Source organism: Nibribacter ruber, from assembly GCF_009913235.1.
Classification (GTDB): domain Bacteria; phylum Bacteroidota; class Bacteroidia; order Cytophagales; family Hymenobacteraceae; genus Nibribacter; species Nibribacter ruber.
In genome coordinates, this window is record NZ_CP047897.1 from 1,779,568 (window position 1) to 1,795,379 (window position 15,812).

Consider the following 15,812-nt stretch of genomic DNA (forward strand, 5'->3'; position numbering starts at 1 on the left):
TTTGGGCTATTTTCTGGAAAACAGACTAAAAACGGTCCTCGTCTTCATCGTCCTCATCTTCTTCACCCAGGCTAAAGCCGCCGCCAGAGAACATGCTGCTCAAAAGGTCTTTGAACTGCAAGCCAGCGGTGAGGCGGTTCCGGGAAATGAGGCTGTATTCGGCTAAGCCATGTAGACAGAACTCCATCCAGAAAAGATGCTCGGCCTCATTCTTGGGCGTGGGCTGAAACTTGTTCACCACCTCAGAAAGGCCCGGCACCTGGTTGAGCTCATGCTTGTATTCGGCGTCTGAGGCATCATTCAGAATGTCCAGGGTATGACCGTCAGAGAACCACTCCGTTACCTTTTTGTACGGGTCTTTTTCCTTCTGTTTCTTGAACTTGTCTGGGTCTGGGAAATAGTGCACAAACTGCGTCCTGATGGCTTTGCCCATCAATCTATAAGCCACGCCGCCGGCTCCCTCCTGCTCGCCTTCGTACACCAGTTCCACCTTGCCGGTCACGCTAGGTACGGCCGCCAGAAAATCAGTGACGCGCACATGCGTCTGTGATTCGCCGTTGATCAATACCCGGCGCTCGGCGGCGCTAATCACGCTTTCATAGGCAGAGATGGTCAAACGCGCTGATACTCCAGATTTGGCATCTACATATTCACTTTCACGGGCCTCAAAGGCAATCTGCTCCACCAGGTCATGAATGAGCTCATGACCTAGCACGCGGTCTTTCTGGGCATCTGTGATGCGGGCCTCCTGCTTAGTAATGCGCTTGCCCACTTCCAGGCTCTTAGGGTAATGGGTGATGATTTGGGAATCAATACGGTCTTTGAGCGGGGTCACAATAGAACCGCGGTTGGTATAATCCTCTGGGTTGGCCGTGAACACAAACTGAATGTCTAGGGGCAGCCTGATCTTGAAACCGCGTATCTGAATATCTCCTTCCTGCAGAATATTGAACAAAGACACCTGAATACGGGCCTGCAAATCTGGGAGCTCATTGATGACAAAAATGCCGCGGTGGGCTCTTGGTATCAACCCGAAGTGAATCACGCGCTCATCTGAGTACGGCAACTTGAGCGTGGCCGCTTTGATAGGGTCTGCATCGCCAATCAAGTCAGCCACGGATACGTCTGGCGTGGCCAGTTTCTCAGTGTAGCGCTCGGCGCGGGGTAGCCAGCCAATGGGCGTCTCATCGCCGTGGTGGGCAATCTGGTCCAGGGCGTAGCGGGAAAGCGGTTGCAGAGGGTCATCATTAAGCTCTGAGCCGGCCACCACGGGCACGTACTCGTCCAGCAGGTCTACCATGAGGCGAGCGATGCGCGTCTTGGCCTGACCGCGCAATCCCAGCAGGTTGATGTGATGACGGCTTAGGATGGCGCGCTGTAAGTCTGGAATAACGGTTTCTTCATAACCGTAGATGCCTGGAAACACTTCTTCACCAGAGCTTAGCTTCTGGATGAGGTTGGCCCTGAGTTCTTCTTTGACGCTGCGCGGCTCATAGCCAGCGGCTTTCAGTTGTCCCAGGGTCTTTATTTTTAAAAGCTGGGCCGATGGTATATTGGTATAAAGCATCTTTTTATTGCTGGTTCTTAATGAATTGTTGATTGCGGGTGGTTGATTGTTCTTTCTGGACTTACGTAAAAATAGGAAAGGCTACTAGCCTGGATCTTCTATGAAAAAAACGTCTGTGCCTACCTGGTTAACCGTCATTGCGCTTGTCTTGTTTGTAAGCGGGTTGCTTTTGCGTGTTTTCCATTGGGCCAGCCTCACCGTGGTGTTCACCCTCATTGGCCTTGGTCTGGTGCTACGGGTCATTGCCCGTGTCCTCCACTATCAAAACGACCGCTCAGATTCCCAGGACCAGGACTAACCGTTTTTAGGGTGTTTTCTGGGAAATAGGCGAAAAACGATTTGCTATTGGTAGGCACATCGGCTTTTGTAAACACCCCTCTACAGAGCTACGCTCAAGGGGAGAGTCTGCGCTTAGCCCAAGTCCTTTTCGTGTATGACAGAATGCGTGATATCATTTTCACATTTACACACTCCCAATTGCACATCTCCAAATTTTCAAATCAAAAGAAATAGCACATCAGCACATTACCTAATTAGCACATTAGACCCGTTTCTTGCGATTGCGGCCGTAGTCTCTAAACACCAGGTCTCCTAGGCCTTGCAGACTGCTGTAGTAGGCCTGGCCATTGTTGACTTGGGTAAATTCTTCTACAAACTGTTGCAGGTAGGGGTCTGAGGCAATCATGAACGTAGTAATGGGAATGTTGAGTCTTCGGCACTGTGCGGCCAGATTGAGCGTTTTGTTCACCACTTTTCTATCCAACCCGAAACTGTTTTTATAGTACTTCAGACCTTCTTTGAGGCAGGTGGGCTTTCCGTCTGTAATCATGAAGATTTGCTTGTTGCTGGTTTTTCTGCGGCGTAGTAAGTCCATGGCTAGTTCAAGGCCGGCCACCGTGTTGGTATGGTACGGGCCCACCATCAGGTATGGCAGGTCTTTGACGGTTATCTGCCAGGCGTCATTCCCAAACACGATGATGTCTAGGTTGTCTTTGGGGTATTTGAGTTTGACCAGCTCGGCCAGGGCCATGGCTACCTTCTTGGCGGGCGTGATGCGGTCTTCGCCGTACAGTATCATGCTGTGCGAAATATCAATCATGAGCACGGTGCTGGTCTGGGTCTTGTGCTCTCGCTCGGTTACCTCCAGGTCGTTTTCTGTCAGGAAGAAGTCATCTGAGAGACCGTGGTGAATCTGGGCGTTCCTAATGGACTCGGTGAGTTCAATCTGCTCTGGCGCATCTCCGAAACGGAATTCGCGGCGGTCTGCGTTGGGCTCATCGCCTATGCCCGACTTGGGCGTGGTGTGGCTGCCGCGGCCGCCTTTCTTCAGCTTCCCGAAGATTTCCTCCAGCGCGCTCTTTCTAATCTTCTGCTCGCCTTTGGCCTGTAGTTGGAACTGACCGTCCGGGCCTTTATCATCTATGTAGCCCTGTTTCTTGAGGTCTTCAAAGAAATCACCCATGCCATAGGAATCGTCGGTGAGGCGGTACTTCTGGTCTAGCTGGTTGAGCCAGGACATGGCCTCCGCCACATCACCGGCGGTGAGGGTGATAATCTGCAAGAAAATGTTGAGCAGTCCCTCAAAGCCTTTCTGGGTAGGTTCTTCGGGCACGAAATTGGTAAATCTATATCCGGCTGACATGGTAAAAGACATAAGAGGTAAGACACAAGATACAAGACGCAGGCAAGAACAGTTTCTTCTAGCTGGTATCCTTTTCTACACTACCCGCTTGAAAAGCCAGCTACCATTGTTCATCAAAAACCAAGAAAAATCTTGTGTCTTCTGTCTTACGTCTTGTGTCTATTATAAACAACGTGTAAACGGCAATGTTCTCTATACGCACAACCTTCTTTTATTAAAAGAGTAAATAACAAAAGAGAATACAATACATTTATTTAAAAAGTGATATTAATACCGAGTATGCGTGCCATTTGGAAAAACACTATTATTGCAGAGAGTGAGCAGACCGTGGAGATAGAAGGCAATCATTATTTTCCGCCCAGTTCCTTGAAATGGGAATTTCTACAGCCTAGCACCCGCCAGTCCTTTTGCCCCTGGAAAGGAGAAGCTTCTTACTTTTCTGTGAAAGTAGGACTATTTGAAAACAAAGACGCCGCCTGGACTTACTCCAATACCCTAGAGCAAGCCAAACCCATTGAAGGGTACATGGCCTTCTGGAAAGGAGTGCAAGTTGTCCATAGCCACCCGTCTCCCGTACATGAATAATGGTGAAGTTGGTAAAAGAAACGCCCCGCTGCAAAGTGGGGCGTTTTTGTGTGTAGAATTTAAATAGATTTCTGTGACTGCAACGCTTAAAATCAAAAACGCCCCGCTTTCCAGCGGGGCGTTTTTAGGTTATTTTCTGGAAAAGAGGCCAAAAACGGCTCTTCGCTTATACTTCAATCCACTTGAATTTGTACTGTAATTCTGGAACGCGTAAACGCTCAGCCACGCGACGGAGGCGGTTAGGCAGTTGCATGATGTAGTCACGGGCGCGTTCGCCGTTTTCATTGAGGCCCGTGATGGTGGAGATTTTCCACTCCCGTATCAAGGTCTCCATGATTTCTACATAGTCGGTAGACGTGTATACACCAATGCGCTGGGCTGCGTCTGTAAAGTGCCCGAAGGTCTGGCCTTGGTCAATGCCCAGTTCGCGCAGGTAATGAGCCGGCATTACAATCTTTTTGCGCATCATGTCTTCAAAGGCGATCATCATTTCAGACGGGTCTACTTCAAAGATTTTTTTCACAAAGGTTTTGTAGGCCAGGGCGTGGCGTCCTTCATCTGCGGCAATAAAGTTACAGATACGGGACAAGGTGGTTTCGCCTACTTTCTTGGCCAGGGCACCTACTCTACGGTGAGACACGTTGGTAGCCGTCTCCTGGAAAGAGGTGTACACAAAGCTGCGGTACGGGTCATTGTCAGTCTTAATGTCCATGCCGTCAGCAATGAGGTACTGCGTAGAAGCCTCCATCTGGCGCATGTCAATGCGGCCGGTCAGGTAGAGGTAGCGGTTGAGCAAATCGCCGTGGCGGTTCTCCTCAGAGGTCCAGCCTCGGTTCCACTTCATCCAGGCGCTGTGCTCGTCATTGTTGATGTCATGAATGCTCATGATCCAGCTTTCATAGGTAGGCAGGGCCTCCTCAGTGATGGTGTCCCCAATAAGTACCGCCAGCAAATCATAAGAAAGTTCTTTGGCCCGCTCTTGCAGGTCTTTTATCTCAGAGAAGAAATTGTCGAAACGGGCGTCAGGCAAAAAATCTGCCGGTTGCCAGCTGTCTTCCACTGATTTGAGGAACTCCGGAAGCTTCTGTTCCAGAAAATTCTCCAGGTATTTCATCACCTCAGAACGGGTGGCCGTGAGCGTTGAGATCATACGTGTATCTATATGGAATGTCAAATATACTAGTTTTCAGGCATTCCACCCGACTCTTGGCCTAATAAAGAAAGAGTTACCGCAAGGAGAAGGGAGGAACTGTTACCTACGTAAAGCGACCGGTAAAGGTGTCAGTATTAATAACGCCGCACATGCGGATAAAATACGTTGGGCTGTGTATCTTTGATTGGTACACTCTCAAACCATGTTTTTGCTCAAAGCTCTTCTGCCCGTTCAAACCCGTTTACGCCTGCGCAGTTACTCCTGGTGGGCCAGGGGTTGGTTTTACCGAGGCAAGGAAGTGTATTGCCCCCTGTGCCAGGGATCTTTTCAGAAGTTTCTGGCTTTCGGGGTAGAAAAAAGGCCTCACGCGCTCTGTCCCAAATGCCATACCCTGGAGCGGCACCGCCTGCTGTGGCTGTACCTGCAGGAGCAAGTGCAGATTGAGCACCAGCCCCTAGCGGTCTTGCACATGGCACCAGAACCCGTGTTGCAGGAGAAACTCAAACGACTGCCCAACCTCCAGTACCGAAGCGCAGACCTTACCTCGCCGCTGGCTATGGACCAGGTAGACATTCAGGCTTTGCCCTACCCAGACGCCTCTTTTGATTTGATTCTCTGCTCGCATGTGTTGGCGCACGTACCCGATGAAACAAAGGCGTTGCAGGAGCTCCGGAGAGTACTTACCCCCCAGGGCAAACTCTTGCTCCAGGCAAGAATCTTCACAGACCTGCCACTCACCCTGGAAGAAGCCCAAGCCACCACCCCCCAGCAACGCCTGCAAGCCCACGGCCAAGCAGACCGCTTCAGAAAGTACGGGCTGGATTTTGCGCACCGAGTTTCTGCCCAGGGATTTTCCGTGGAGTCTGTAGAATACGCCAAGACCAGAACGCCGCAGGAGCAGCGGCACCTGGGCCTGGCCCAGCAGGAAATCATATTTGTGGCCACCCCTTCTCCTCATGGCGCTCCTTAACCATTTTCTGAAGGCGTTCCCGGCGTTGTTACCTTGGGTGCTCAAGGCAGCGGGACCGTTACGGCATGCCTGGTGGCGTTGGCGATTAACGCCGCCTACGGCTCCAGACCCAGTGACTCCAGACATGGTGCCGCAATCGTTACAGGGTTACACAGACCAACTTTTTTACCTGCCCGGCCAGATGGTGCAATTCCATTTGCGGGCCCTGCAACCAGGCAACCAACTCCTGCTACAGCATAGAACCTCCGCCCACTCCTGGCACTTGATAGCTGAGCATTCCTTTGATAAGATTCAACAGTCAGATACCTTAGACGAAGCTCAACAAGGCTGCCATTGGACTGTGGGGTGGTCGTTTGAGTTACCCGTTACTTTGCCCCAGGGTTATTACCGGGCGCTTCTGCTGAATGCAGAACTTGATTTATCTTCTGAGATTCATTTTCTGGTAGGCACAGCCGCGCCCTCGGGCAAAGTAGCGGTATTGGCGCCAGTCACCACCTGGCAGGCGTACAATGCCTACGGCGGCCAGTCTTTGTACCGAAACGCCTTTGCCCCAGAGCAGGTGACCTTGGTTTCTACGCTTCGGCCCAACACTGCACTCACCTACGCCAGAACCAACAGCCATCAGCATGACCTGCGCATTGAGACCAACATTTACCATTGGTTTGACGAGCGCTACCGGGCAGACCTCCTTCCTGATTATTGGCTGGAGGCGCATCCTGAGCAGTTGGCTTCGTACCAAGTGTTGGTGTTGGCTTATCACGCCGAGTACTTCTCAGAAGCCATGTACCAAACGCTCCAGAAACTAGTCTGGCAACAAGGCAAGTCCCTGCTCTCTTTAGGCGGCAACCAGGTCTACTGGCAAGTGCGCTGGTACCAAAACTTCACGCAGTTGGAATGCCCGAAAAACGGCACTTTTTTCCAAAACAGCCCAAAACGTGGCGGCCTCTGGCGGCATTCTTCCCTCCCAGAAAGTCAGTTGCTAGGCGCCCAGTTCACCGAAGCCGGCATGGGCACTTACGCTCCCTACCAGGTATTGGCACCAGACCATTGGTTGTTTGAGAATTGCCAGGTACAAGCAGGCCAATTTTTCGGAGAGAAGGGTCTGGACGGCCTCCCCCTCAGCGGCGATGAAACGGACACAAGCACCTGGAGCAGCCCACAAAATACCATCGTGTTGGCAAGAGGTGTGAACAAGGCGCAGGCCTCCCAGGAAACTGACATTTACGAGGCTGCAGACAAGAATTGGAATGGCGCTGGCGGGGGAGAAATCACCTTCACTCCGTTCTCAGAGCAGCACGCCGTCTTGGCTACAGGCTCCATCCAAAGCGGCGCGGGACTGGGCATAGATAAAGTATTTACCCAGATTATTGAGAATTTTATGCAGCGGTACCTTCATAGCGCCACTGGTAATACCAGCGCCGCAAAAACTGCAAGGGCACCCGTTTCTGGGTTAACCAAGTGAGCAACCGGTAAGGCCCGGAAGTGCCACCCTCTTCTTCCAGCACATTTAAAAGCACCATTGCTTCTGGGTAGTTTCCGGTAAAGTAGGCATGGCGTGCTTCGTACTTGATTCTGTTGACCAGCGCTTGTCTCTCTGCAGGAGTTTGTATTAACAGCCTGGCTTTCTGAATGATTTGGATGGTAGATTGTAGTTGTCGGTCTCCAACGGTATACACTTGCCTGGACAAAGAAGCGGCGTGCATTCTTCGCTGGCAGAGCACCTGGTCCAGAAAGTGATAGCGCCAGTGGCGGGCAGACCGGACCCAGAAATCAAAGTCTTCATAGGCTAAGGAAGAATCATATCCGCCAAGTTCTTCCAGCACCGCCCGTCGCACCATCATGGTAGGCGGGCAGATGAAGTAGCGGCCTAGCACATCAGCAAAGACATCTCCCTGGGCTGGAAAAGGCTTCAACTGGCCATTGGCAGAACGCTGGTAGAATTTTCCTAAGGAATTGGATTGCTCGTCTATCAGTTCTGCATCGGTATAGATGACTCCCACCTGGCTGGGCAACGACTGGAATGCCGCCACCTGTTTGGCCACGCGCTCTGGGTGCAACACATCATCCGTGGCGAAATCAATGATGAACTCTCCCTTGCTGATTGCAAACGCCTCATTAAAAGACCGACAATTGCCTTGGTTTTGGGTATGCTGTATAAACTGGATGTGTGGATAGCGGGCTACGTATTCTTCAATGATGGCTACACTGTCATCTTGGCTGAGGTCATCTACTATTATGACTTCAATTTGCGGGTAGGTTTGGGCCAGAACAGAATCCAGGGCCTGCCGAAGGAAGCGGGCGTGGTTGTAGCACAAACAGATGATGGAAACCAGCGGAAGGGTCATTTCTTCTCAGCAAAAAAGTAGGACCGGAAAAGCCACACGTGGAACAACAGAAAAATACCCCAGTCCAGGGCATACGCCCACAACAAACCCTGCAACCCATACAACGGCAATAACCACAGCACCAACAGAAAATAAATAGCCGGCGACACCAGGTGAATCCCCACGTACAACCGCACCTGGGCGCGTACCGTGATGACGTAAGACAGCACCCAGGCCGTCATCTTCAGGAAGTCTCCCAGCAGTTGGTACGTAAACAACGACTGGGCTGGCAGGAACTCGTCATTGAAAAACAGCAGCAACAGGTACTGCCGCAACACATACACCAAACCTAGCCCTACGGCAATAAGCGGAAGGAGCGTAAAAAAAATGGTTCGCACGTATTTCCTGAGTTCTCCTGCCTCTTGGTGGAGCAGGGCGGCAATACGCGGATAATACACCATGCCCAGCACCGATGTATACACCAGCGTGTAGGAATCTGAGACCTTGACCACGGCCTGCCACATTCCCGTCTCATGAAGTGAAAAATGCCGGATGGCCAGCTCCCGCACCAGGAATTCAGCGAGCTTACCCCCCACCAGCATGGCCACCGCCATGATGACGAACTTCCCCAGATCTGGCAAGGTGCCTTTAGTGAACTGGCTGCGCCAGGCTGGAACTAGCTTTTTACCAAAGCACACGAAGGTAGCAACCACCCCGGTCACCGCCTGCGCACCCAAAAACAACAGCAACACCAGCGGAAGGCTCATGTTGCCCACCGTCGCCCAGGTAATGGCCATGGTAAGAAGGCTGGCCAGCAAACCCAACCCTACATAGGCCTTCAGGGCCTGCCTTGCCAGCAGCAGAGACATACAGAACAGGTGCACCAGCACCAGCAGAAAAAGCCCTACCCCTGCCACCCAGTACCAAGAATGCAACGCCAGAAACTCCTGCATGCCAAAGCGCTCAAAAAAGAACGAAGGGAACAGCAAAAGCCCGCCCAGAACCGCAAAAAACGAGAAAAAGTTGAGCCCCAAACCGGCCCAGAAGTAGGACTGGTATTCGCTTTCCGGCGGCTGCCCCTTGGCTAAATAGCGAATGAGGCCCACATTCACGCCGCTGTTGGGCAAGGTGGTGAGAATGGCAATGAGGCTCTGGAAATGAGCCAGCAGCGTAATGCCGCTGGGACCATAGGCCAAGGCAAACAGCTTGTTCACCACCAGAGAAGCCAGTGCCCGAACCACGGTAAACATACCAGACCAGAGAGAACCTCCCAGAAATTGATGGATGTGCCGCTTTTGAGCCATGCTGCAAACTACAAAGATTGGCGCAGGATTCCTGTTTTTGGCCTCTTTTCGGGAAAACAGGCCAAAAACGAGGTTGCCCTAAATCGAGTACAGAGATGAATTAGCGCTGTTAAGAGAAGAACTTTTTAATGGCTATAATCACGGCTGCTTGCTCTTGAGAGGTCATGCCCGGGAAAAGCGGCAGACTCACACTGGTCAAGGCCAGCTCTTCCGTCAAGGGCAAATCGCCTTTGGCGAGGCCCAGGTGCGCGTAAGAAGCTTGCAAGTGCGCTGGCACCGGGTAATGGATCAAAGTGGTAATTCCTTGGGTTTGCAAGTACTGTTGCAGCTGGTCTCTACGCGCGGTTCTCACCACAAACAGATGGTACACGTGGCCGCAGCCCGCCTGAGTTTCGGGCAGAATCAAATCACCTACCTCTTGTAACTCTTGCAGATAGATGCCCGCCAGCAGCTGCCGCTCTGCGTTGAGCGCCTGCAAGTGCTGCAGTTTAACGGAGAGCACCGCCGCCTGCAGAGAGTCCAGCCGAGAGTTCACGCCCACTACCTCATACAAGTACCGCTCTGACTGACCGTAGTTTCTGTATTGCCGCAGGAAAGCCGCCACTTCGGGATTGTTTGTGGTCACAGCCCCGCCGTCTCCTAGGGCTCCCAGATTCTTGGTTGGGTAAAAGCTGAAGGCGTTGGCCTGCCCAAACGTGCCTACTTTCTGGCCGCCTACCTCGGCTCCGTGGGCCTGGGCGCAGTCTTCTACCACCAGCAAACCATGCTCCTGCGCAAACTGCATCAGGGTGGGCATGTCGCAGGTCTGGCCGTACAGGTGCACGGGCAAGATGGCTTTCACGTTTGGCGTAAGGGCTTCTTGCAGACCTGTAAGGGATAGGTTGTAGGTACTGGCATCTGGCTCAACCAGGACGGGTTTGGCACCCACCTGCTGCACCGCGTTGATGGTGGCAATGTAAGTGTTGCCCGGCAGAAGCACTTCGTCCCCGGGGCCAATGCCCAGGGCCTTCAAAGAAAGTACCAGCGCGTCATAGCCGTTGCCTACGCCTACCGCCTGCGGCACCTGTACATAAGCGGCAAAGGCTTCCTCAAAGGCTTCAACCGCCGGCCCCAGCACGAAGCGTTTTTCGGCCAGCTCCGCCATCACTTTTCCCTGGATGGCGGCTTCTATTCCCACCGGGAAGTCTCTCAACTCAAAAAAAGGTACGGGCATGGCTGGACGCAGAGATAGGGTGAAGGGATTTGTGACTAGGCGTTTGAATGGGCTTGGATGATCTTTTGGAACTCGGCATACTCGCGCATATAATCAGCCTCCTCATAGACCGTTGAGGCCAGGCAGCAGAGAATAGCGTCTGGCGTTGGGAATACCTTGATCCAGCAATACGGCGGAATGTACAACCCCACGGTGGGCGAGTCCAGCAGAAAGGAATCTTTGCCCTGGGCGGTTTCGGTTTCAATGCGGACTGCGCCTTTCAGAACTGCCATGAGTTCCTGGGTGGTATGGTGCGCATGGCCGCCGCGCTCAGAATCAGGCGTGGTGTGCATAACCCAGAAAGCCCGCTTGGCAGTAAAAGGCAGCCCTTCTGCGTTCTGGGTAGAAATAAGAATGCCTTCCACGTCATTGATCTGCTGAAACGAAAGTAAGTGCGGCGCCGGGTACTTCATGTGCCCAAGTTACGCAATGCGCCGCAATTGGTGACAACCCTTAGTTTCCTGCGCGTGTCTTGGTAGATTTTCATAATGCGTTTAGGTGCTCCGCTTGCCGTTGTGAGCAGGTGCTTAGACTTGGATTCCGTTTTTAGACAGTTTTCCAGAAAAGAGCCCAAAAACGGGGGTGCCTTTACAGATGCTACTTTCCTGAAACTTTGTATTTTTGAGAAAGCCCGGCACTAACCGCAGATTTCGTCCCCTTAGCCTTCAAATGAAAAATCATTTCCGTCAGCATAAATCCTCCCTCCTGTTATCTGGGGGCATGTGGCTTTTACTGGTGCTGGTCTTGTGTACTTTTCCGGTGGCGTTCAGTGGTTATCTGGCCTCAGACCTAGACACCAATTTCTGGTACTGGCTCTCAGAATCGGGGGGAGTGTTTGGGACTACGGCGCTGGCTGTGCTGCTCTGTGGTTTAGCGGCCGCGCAACAAAAGGGCCTCAGGAGGAAGTTTGCTTCGTTTTCAGTGGCTTTTGGGTTTCTGCTGGTCACGCTGGGCGGCATTGCGGCGGTGAATGAGTATTACATCAAGCCGCTCACGCAGATTCCAAGGCCCAGCCACTTGTTTCTGTTACAACCCACCCACCAGATAGAGAAGTTCTACCTGCAAGACGTACCTGCAAGGCAAGCATTTTTGCAACGATTCATACAAGAGAATCCTACCCTGTCAGCTGATGTTTCACCGTTGGTGCTGGCCCACTGGGTGCAGGAATGCGGGTATTCGTTTCCGTCTGGCCATTCATTGAACGTCTTTTTACTGGGCACCATGCTGGCGCTGTTCCTGGGCTGGCAGCTGCCCCGAAAAAAGCAGTTGTGGCTGTTGGTCCCGCTGGGCTGGGCCCTGTTGGTGTGCTTGTCCAGGGTGGCGCTGGGCGTTCATTCTGAATGGGACGTGGCCCTGGGTTCTGCCGTTGGGTTTACCGTGGCGTATCTGCTTTCTGTTTCTGGTATATTGCACCGCGTCTTCAAGGCAGCCGCCTCTACGCACTCAGACAACTCATTATGAAAATTTTATACGGAGTGCCCGGCGAGGGCATGGGCCACGCCACGCGCAGCAAGGTCATCATCACCCATTTACTGGCTCAGGGCCATGATGTGCAGGCGGTTTCCAGCGCCCGGGCGCACCAGTTTCTGAACAAGGCGTTTCCTGGGCGGGTGCAGGAGATTAAGGGCTTTCACATTGCCTACCGTGAGGCCGCCGTCTCTAAACTGAACACCGCCCTGCTTACATTGTCCACCGCACCCGAAAGTCTCAAAATGAATTTCAACCGCTACCGGGGCCTTATGGAGAGCTTCCAGCCCGAGGTGGTGATTTCAGACTTTGAGTCGTTTACGTTTCTGTTTGCCAAGCACCACCGCCTGCCCATCATCAGTATTGACAACATGCAGGTAATGAACCGGTGCCAGCTGGCCATTCCCATTCCCAAAGAGGAGCGCGGCAGCTACCAGGTGGCCAAAAACATTGTAAAGGCCAAAGTGCCCCGCGCCGCGCATTATCTGGTTTCTTCTTTTTTTGAGGCGCCCGTCCATAAAGAGAACACCACCGTGGTGCCGCCCATCATTAGAGAAGAGATTCTCAAAGCCAAGCCTAGCCAGGGAAGCCACGTGCTGGTGTACCAGTCCAGTGCCAACCAGAAGAACTTATTGGAGGCCCTGCAGCAGCTACCTCAGGAGACGTTTTATGTGTACGGCTTCAACAAAGAGGAACAGCACGGCAACGTCCAGCTCAAGGCCTTCAGCGAAGATGGTTTCATCCAGGATTTGGCTTCTGCCAAGGCCGTGGTGGCCAACGGCGGTTTCTCGCTTCTCAGTGAGGCAGTGTATTTGCAGAAGCCCATCTGCTCAGTGCCCATTCCCAAGCAGTTTGAGCAGTATTTGAATGCTGCGTATGTGCAGCAGCTGGGTTACGGCCGGTACTTCCCAGCCTTCACGGCAGACGGGTTAAAGGCCTTTTTGTACGATGTTCCTTTGTTCCAGGAGCAGCTGCGCAAATACCAGCAAGACGGCAATACGCTTCTGTTCCAGGCACTAGACCAACAACTTGCCCAGGTCACTTCGTCCGCTTTGGCGTAACGTCGTTTTTGGGCTGTTTTCTGGAAAATAGCCCAAAAACGACTGCGGCCTGCGTTTCTATTTTCCTGTGTACCTTTGCCTGCATGGAGGACAAGTACCGCACCATAGCCCAACCAACCCAAGGCCTGTACAAAGAGAAAGGCAGCAAGTTCATTGCCCGGGCGTACGCCGTCTATTCTGAAGAAGAAGTAAAGGAGGTGTTGCAGGCGCTTCGGGAAGAATACTTTGATGCCCGCCACCACTGCTACGCCTACCTTCTGGGCGCCGACCGGTCCACCTACCGCGCCAACGACGACGGGGAACCCAACCACTCGGCCGGCGATCCCATTCTGGGCCAGATCAAATCGGCGGGACTGAGCAACGTGCTGGTCGTGGTGATTCGGTATTTCGGGGGAACGAAGCTGGGCGTGAGCGGCCTCATCCATGCCTACAAAACCGCCACCGCAGAAGCCTTGGCCGCTGCCGAGGTCATAGAACGCCATGAAACGGCCCTTCTCACCATTCAGTTTGGCTACGAGCAGATGAACGAAGTCATGAAGCTGGTCAAAGACCAGGACCTGCCCGTGCGCCAGCAAGACTTCCACCTGGACTGCCGCCTCACCCTGGAAGCCAGAAAAGGCTTACTCCCTCAACTTCAAGAGCAATTCTCTAAATTGGGCGAGGTAATGATTAATGACTAATGATTAGTGACCAATGAATAATGAAAACTAAAGCTGACATAACTATCCCTTGTGTCATCATAGGATATAGCTGTGTGTTTACTCTCCCACTGATAATAAAATCACCTTTACATTTTACAGAGTTTGGTTGGCTTTGGATTGGTTTCTGGTCGTTAGTTGCCTTATTCGGGATTTGGAAGATTGAGTATTATGAAATTACGGACAGCATCCTTACCAGGCGAAACTTCTTAGGAGCCTTCAGCACCAAGCGAGACCTGAAAAATTTGATTAAATACTCTAAGAAAAACCTGGATACTGATTTTCCGACTAATCCTTTCAACATCGTTAAGCCCTTCACAAATAAGACTAAATATTTAAAGTTTCAGGAGATAAAACTAGAGTTCAAAAATCAATCAGTATTGAAAATAGATGAAAGAACTGTAGATAGCGTAGATTATCCAATTCTATTTAAGCAGCTGAAGAAGTTTAAAACTAATTGCTAATGATGTGCCAACAATGTGAAAGGCCAGCGTTCTTGCAAACTGTTTACACGCTATTACTCCCAATTCATTAATCACTAGTCATTACTCGTTATCCATTATAAAAAATGACACCTCCGCAGAACAGACAGCCCGGTATTAGCATCTTGGAAAGGAAAGTTGGTCAGAAGCCTGGCTCTCTCATCATATCAGAGAAGGCTTTGCCGCCTAGGTTGTTTTTGGTTTCGTTTGATGAGGAATACTACCAGGAGCAGGAATTTGAGCGGTACGAGGATATGTTCCAGGCGTTTATTGCCAAGCCCCTCGCCCGCCACTGGATAGACGTGCGCGGCTACCGCAACCTGGAGATGCTGGAAAAGTTCATGGTAGATTTTCAGATTCATCCGTTGCAGATGGAAGACGTTTTGAATGATTACCAACGCCCCAAGATAGAGGAAGACCAACAGCGGCTGTTCATCATTTCGCGCATGCTCATGTTCACCCCAGAGCATGAGGTAGACGATGACCAGCTTTCCCTGTTCACGGGCGCCAATTACGTGCTTACTTTTCAAAGCGATTACGAAGACTGCCTGAACCCCTTGCGCGAGCGCATTAGAGTAGGCAAGGGCAGCATTCGGAAGAAAGCGCCGCTGTACATGGCTTACGCCATCATGGATGTGGTTCTGGACCATTACTTCCCGGCCATGGCGCAGCTAGGCGAATACGCCGAGGAACTGGAGGACTGCTTGTTTGAGAACCCCAGCAAAGAACTGCTCAGCAAGATTCTGGACCTAAAGCGCGAAGTGGTGAAAATACGCCGCATCATCTGGCCGGAGCGCGACAAAATCAATGAGATTCTGCGCATGGATGAGACCCTGTTGCCGCATGACCTCAGAATCTACTTTAAAGACATCTATGACCACGCCGTCCAGCTCATTGACCTGGTAGACAACTACCGCGAAACCACCACCAGCCTCACAGATTTGTACCTCTCCAACGTGAGCAACCGCATGAACGAGGTCATGAAAGTATTGACCATCATCTCCACCATCTTCATTCCCCTGAGCTTTATTGTGGGCTTGTACGGCATGAACTTCTCCCGGCAACAGCCAGACGGCGACATAAACCCCCTCAACATGCCCGAGCTGTACCAGCCGTACGGGTACGTGACGCTGCTGGGCTTCATGGGCCTGGTGGTCATTGGCATGGTGTACTACTTCTACCGCAAAGGCTGGCTGAGCTAAATAAAAAAGTCGTTTTTAGGCTGTTTTACCAAAAATAGCCTAAAAACGACTTTCAGGAAAATTAAGCTGCGAAGGATTACTTCTGGGCTACCCAAGCAAATTGGC

Annotated in this window: 16 protein-coding genes; 9 read left to right on the top strand and 7 right to left on the bottom strand. The window is 51.9% G+C overall.

Annotation, left to right across the window (positions count from 1 at the left end):
- Positions 1–25 precede the first annotated feature (25 nt).
- Complete coding sequence (locus tag GU926_RS07545) at positions 26–1,567, bottom strand: sigma 54-interacting transcriptional regulator (RefSeq protein WP_160690569.1); 1,542 nt, start codon at positions 1,565–1,567, stop codon at positions 26–28.
- Positions 1,568–1,667: 100 nt separating this feature from the next.
- Between GU926_RS07545 and GU926_RS07550 the strand changes: the two genes are divergently transcribed.
- Positions 1,668–1,865, top strand: a complete 198-nt coding sequence (locus GU926_RS07550; protein ID WP_160690571.1) for a hypothetical protein — start codon at positions 1,668–1,670, stop codon at positions 1,863–1,865.
- Between the two features lie 243 nt (positions 1,866–2,108).
- Here the strand turns inward: GU926_RS07550 and GU926_RS07555 are convergent, their stop codons facing one another.
- A complete protein-coding gene (locus tag GU926_RS07555; RefSeq protein ID WP_160690573.1) occupies positions 2,109–3,209 on the bottom strand; it encodes a vWA domain-containing protein in 1,101 nt (366 codons plus the stop codon).
- A gap of 279 nt (positions 3,210–3,488) precedes the next feature.
- On the opposite strand from GU926_RS07555, the gene GU926_RS07560 reads away from it, so the two are divergent.
- Positions 3,489–3,794, top strand: a complete 306-nt coding sequence (locus GU926_RS07560) for a DUF427 domain-containing protein (RefSeq protein ID WP_160690575.1) — start codon at positions 3,489–3,491, stop codon at positions 3,792–3,794.
- Positions 3,795–3,960: 166 nt separating this feature from the next.
- Here GU926_RS07560 and GU926_RS07565 read toward each other — a convergent pair whose 3' ends face one another.
- Positions 3,961–4,944 carry an acyl-ACP desaturase gene (locus tag GU926_RS07565; protein ID WP_198001472.1) on the bottom strand — a complete coding sequence of 328 codons (984 nt, stop codon included), beginning with the start codon at positions 4,942–4,944 and terminating at the stop codon, positions 3,961–3,963.
- 205 nt (positions 4,945–5,149) lie between these two features.
- On the opposite strand from GU926_RS07565, the gene GU926_RS07570 reads away from it, so the two are divergent.
- Both GU926_RS07570 and GU926_RS07575 read left to right on the top strand, forming a co-directional pair.
- Positions 5,150–5,917: a class I SAM-dependent methyltransferase gene (locus GU926_RS07570; RefSeq protein WP_160690577.1), complete on the top strand. Its 768-nt coding sequence runs from the start codon at positions 5,150–5,152 to the stop codon at positions 5,915–5,917.
- The gene (locus tag GU926_RS07575) at positions 5,904–7,379 is read left to right on the top strand and encodes a N,N-dimethylformamidase beta subunit family domain-containing protein (protein WP_160690579.1); all 1,476 of its coding nucleotides are present in this window, start codon (positions 5,904–5,906) and stop codon (positions 7,377–7,379) included. Before GU926_RS07570 ends, GU926_RS07575 begins: the two co-directional genes overlap by 14 nt.
- Here GU926_RS07575 and GU926_RS07580 read toward each other — a convergent pair.
- The 4 genes from GU926_RS07580 to GU926_RS07595 form a co-directional block, all read right to left on the bottom strand.
- The gene (locus GU926_RS07580) at positions 7,294–8,262 is read right to left on the bottom strand and encodes a glycosyltransferase family 2 protein (RefSeq protein ID WP_160690581.1); all 969 of its coding nucleotides are present in this window, start codon (positions 8,260–8,262) and stop codon (positions 7,294–7,296) included. The genes GU926_RS07575 and GU926_RS07580 overlap by 86 nt on opposite strands.
- A complete protein-coding gene (locus GU926_RS07585; RefSeq protein ID WP_160690583.1) occupies positions 8,259–9,545 on the bottom strand; it encodes an MATE family efflux transporter in 1,287 nt (428 codons plus the stop codon). Before GU926_RS07585 ends, GU926_RS07580 begins: the two co-directional genes overlap by 4 nt.
- Before the next feature lie 109 nt (positions 9,546–9,654).
- Positions 9,655–10,758, bottom strand: coding sequence for a DegT/DnrJ/EryC1/StrS family aminotransferase (locus tag GU926_RS07590; protein ID WP_160690585.1), 1,104 nt, complete (start codon positions 10,756–10,758; stop codon positions 9,655–9,657).
- 35 nt (positions 10,759–10,793) lie between these two features.
- Positions 10,794–11,210 carry a sugar 3,4-ketoisomerase gene (locus GU926_RS07595; RefSeq protein ID WP_160690587.1) on the bottom strand — a complete coding sequence of 139 codons (417 nt, stop codon included), beginning with the start codon at positions 11,208–11,210 and terminating at the stop codon, positions 10,794–10,796.
- A 256-nt stretch (positions 11,211–11,466) separates the two neighbouring features.
- Between GU926_RS07595 and GU926_RS07600 the strand changes: the two genes are divergently transcribed.
- The 5 genes from GU926_RS07600 (at position 11,467) to corA (ending at position 15,707) form a co-directional block, all read left to right on the top strand.
- Positions 11,467–12,258, top strand: a complete 792-nt coding sequence (locus tag GU926_RS07600) for a phosphatase PAP2 family protein (RefSeq protein WP_160690588.1) — start codon at positions 11,467–11,469, stop codon at positions 12,256–12,258.
- Positions 12,255–13,325, top strand: a complete 1,071-nt coding sequence (locus tag GU926_RS07605) for an MJ1255/VC2487 family glycosyltransferase (protein ID WP_160690589.1) — start codon at positions 12,255–12,257, stop codon at positions 13,323–13,325. Before GU926_RS07600 ends, GU926_RS07605 begins: the two co-directional genes overlap by 4 nt.
- A gap of 83 nt (positions 13,326–13,408) precedes the next feature.
- On the top strand, positions 13,409–14,005 hold the full coding sequence (locus GU926_RS07610) for an IMPACT family protein (protein WP_160690590.1): 597 nt from the start codon (positions 13,409–13,411) through the stop codon (positions 14,003–14,005).
- A 20-nt stretch (positions 14,006–14,025) separates the two neighbouring features.
- The gene (locus GU926_RS07615) at positions 14,026–14,487 is read left to right on the top strand and encodes a hypothetical protein (protein ID WP_160690591.1); all 462 of its coding nucleotides are present in this window, start codon (positions 14,026–14,028) and stop codon (positions 14,485–14,487) included.
- Between the two features lie 104 nt (positions 14,488–14,591).
- The gene (corA, locus tag GU926_RS07620) at positions 14,592–15,707 is read left to right on the top strand and encodes a magnesium/cobalt transporter CorA (protein WP_160690592.1); all 1,116 of its coding nucleotides are present in this window, start codon (positions 14,592–14,594) and stop codon (positions 15,705–15,707) included.
- The last annotated feature ends 105 nt before the right edge of the window (positions 15,708–15,812 follow it).

What these genes read in the sequence shown, in the direction of transcription:
- GU926_RS07570 (WP_160690577.1), top strand. Translation starts at nt 5,150, where the DNA reads ATGTTTTTGCTCAAAGCTCTTCTGCCCGTTCAAACCCGTTTACGCCTG.
- GU926_RS07600 (WP_160690588.1), top strand. Translation starts at nt 11,467, where the DNA reads ATGAAAAATCATTTCCGTCAGCATAAATCCTCCCTCCTGTTATCTGGG.
- GU926_RS07610 (WP_160690590.1), top strand. Translation starts at nt 13,409, where the DNA reads ATGGAGGACAAGTACCGCACCATAGCCCAACCAACCCAAGGCCTGTAC.
- GU926_RS07560 (WP_160690575.1), top strand. Translation starts at nt 3,489, where the DNA reads ATGCGTGCCATTTGGAAAAACACTATTATTGCAGAGAGTGAGCAGACC.
- GU926_RS07545 (WP_160690569.1), bottom strand. Translation starts at nt 1,567, where the DNA reads ATGCTTTATACCAATATACCATCGGCCCAGCTTTTAAAAATAAAGACC.
- GU926_RS07590 (WP_160690585.1), bottom strand. Translation starts at nt 10,758, where the DNA reads ATGCCCGTACCTTTTTTTGAGTTGAGAGACTTCCCGGTGGGAATAGAA.
- GU926_RS07580 (WP_160690581.1), bottom strand. Translation starts at nt 8,262, where the DNA reads ATGACCCTTCCGCTGGTTTCCATCATCTGTTTGTGCTACAACCACGCC.
- GU926_RS07585 (WP_160690583.1), bottom strand. Translation starts at nt 9,545, where the DNA reads ATGGCTCAAAAGCGGCACATCCATCAATTTCTGGGAGGTTCTCTCTGG.
- GU926_RS07555 (WP_160690573.1), bottom strand. Translation starts at nt 3,209, where the DNA reads ATGTCAGCCGGATATAGATTTACCAATTTCGTGCCCGAAGAACCTACC.
- GU926_RS07605 (WP_160690589.1), top strand. Translation starts at nt 12,255, where the DNA reads ATGAAAATTTTATACGGAGTGCCCGGCGAGGGCATGGGCCACGCCACG.
- GU926_RS07575 (WP_160690579.1), top strand. Translation starts at nt 5,904, where the DNA reads ATGGCGCTCCTTAACCATTTTCTGAAGGCGTTCCCGGCGTTGTTACCT.
- GU926_RS07550 (WP_160690571.1), top strand. Translation starts at nt 1,668, where the DNA reads ATGAAAAAAACGTCTGTGCCTACCTGGTTAACCGTCATTGCGCTTGTC.
- GU926_RS07595 (WP_160690587.1), bottom strand. Translation starts at nt 11,210, where the DNA reads ATGAAGTACCCGGCGCCGCACTTACTTTCGTTTCAGCAGATCAATGAC.
- corA (WP_160690592.1), top strand. Translation starts at nt 14,592, where the DNA reads ATGACACCTCCGCAGAACAGACAGCCCGGTATTAGCATCTTGGAAAGG.
- GU926_RS07565 (WP_198001472.1), bottom strand. Translation starts at nt 4,944, where the DNA reads ATGATCTCAACGCTCACGGCCACCCGTTCTGAGGTGATGAAATACCTG.
- GU926_RS07615 (WP_160690591.1), top strand. Translation starts at nt 14,026, where the DNA reads ATGAAAACTAAAGCTGACATAACTATCCCTTGTGTCATCATAGGATAT.